This is a genomic window from Planococcus sp. ISL-110, from assembly GCF_018613575.1.
GTDB lineage: Bacteria > Bacillota > Bacilli > Bacillales_A > Planococcaceae > Planococcus.
Genome location: NZ_JAGGPX010000046.1, coordinates 1 through 1,673, shown reverse-complemented (window position 1 = coordinate 1,673; position 1,673 = coordinate 1). Strand labels below are relative to the sequence as shown.

The window sequence follows — 1,673 nt, the reverse complement described above, 5'->3', positions numbered from 1 at the left end:
CGAGGCCACTGAAAAACCCTCCCTTTAAATCAGCGGAGACTAAAAAAAGAGTCAGAAGGCAGGATTTCCCTGCCTTCTGACTCTTTTTTATCACCTTTATTGTTCCGCAGCTTGCCTGCGCTCATCCAGTAATCGAAGAATTCGTTTCAGGTTCACAGTGAAAATCGCCATGGCACCTTGCAAGGCCATGCCGCTCAATCCGGCACCGGAGGTCACCCGATATCCGTGCCGATTCTTCAGTTCACTGTTTTTGGCTTCGATTTTGTACCGCTCTTTGACTGCTTTTTTAAAGAACTCACTTTCCTGGAAATCTCTCTGGATTGCATGTTCATTGGATTTAATGGAGACAGAGTACGTCTTGCTTTTGGCGCCTTCCTTATAACATCCGTCCCGCAGCGGGCAACGCTTACAGCGTTCGATATCAAAAAAATAGGTATCCACTTGATTCTGTCCGATGCCTTTTTTTCCTTGTCTAGCTTTCCGGATCGCCATATGACCTGCTTTACAGACGTACATGCCAGCGTCTTTATTGAAATCGAATTCGTCCTCTTTTTTACGATGACCGTCCGTAATGTTGGGGTTCAATTTGGAAATGAGGCAGATGTGATTTTCCTCAGCATACTGCAAATTGCTTTTTTCCGAATACGCCGTATCTCCAATGACCGTATTCACCGGGATGCCAGCTTCGCAACTTTTTTCAATTAGAGACTGAAGAAGTTTCCCATCATTCTTTTCACCGGTGGTCACGATAGCTGCCGTAACGAGTCGCTCCACACTCATCGCGAGGTGGGTTTTATAGCCGAAAAACGATGTGTCCACAGATTTATGCCCGGTTCGGGCATCTGCATCCGTAGAACAGCGCAGTTGTTCGATGTCATCTGCCATCGTTTCTTCCAGGAGACGAAGCGATTCCCCGATTTTCGGATTGGCCGAAAGACCGGGAACCCGTTCAATCGACGCGATCAATTCCTTGCAATAATTGAGTTCTGCTTCGAGGTCATCTTTTGTATTCTTCTTCGGGAACTGTTCTTTCATAGACTCATTTACTGAATAAATGTTTTTCCGCAATTTGCGGGACTGATCCTGCAGGATCTCTTGTGGTTTTTTCAAGTTGTAGCGGGATTGGGTATGGGTGGCATCGACAATAATGGTCCCTGTTTTAATCAGGTCAAGGTCCATCGCAATGGCCACGGTCTTTTCAATAAGGAGGTCTAAAAGATAGCTATCTTCAAGACGCAGCTTCCGGAATTTGGTTAACGAACTCGGATCGATCACCGCTTCCTCTGGGGCCATATCCAGAAAAAACTTGTAGGAGAGGTCGAACTTGGAGCGTTCGACCAGGTCCACATCTGAAAGGGGATTCATGCTTTTCAAGAGCAGGTATTTGAACATGCGAATGGGATGGATGGCCATCCGACCATTGTTCGAACAGTACTTCTCCGCCAGTTCCTGGGTCACGAAGGAGAAATCGACCAGCTCATTGATGCGTCGGAAGATGTGGTCTTGGGGAATGACAATATCATACAGGGCTGCATAAGGGCTGGGTTTCATGGATGGTCTGTCTGGCATCATGGTTATCCCTCCTTGAATTTAGAACCAGTATACAAGAAAAAGCACCGAATTTCTAAAAATCAGAAATCCGGCGCTTTTTCTTGTAGTTTTTCAGTGGCCTC

General features: G+C 46.3%; 1 protein-coding gene. It reads right to left on the bottom strand.

Going from position 1 to position 1,673, the window contains the following annotated elements; translation table 11 throughout:
- Nucleotides 1-96 precede the first annotated feature (96 nt).
- Complete coding sequence (locus tag J7I83_RS17635) at nucleotides 97-1,572, bottom strand: IS1182 family transposase (protein WP_215102931.1); 1,476 nt, start codon at nucleotides 1,570-1,572, stop codon at nucleotides 97-99.
- Between the last annotated feature and the right edge of the window lie 101 nt (nucleotides 1,573-1,673).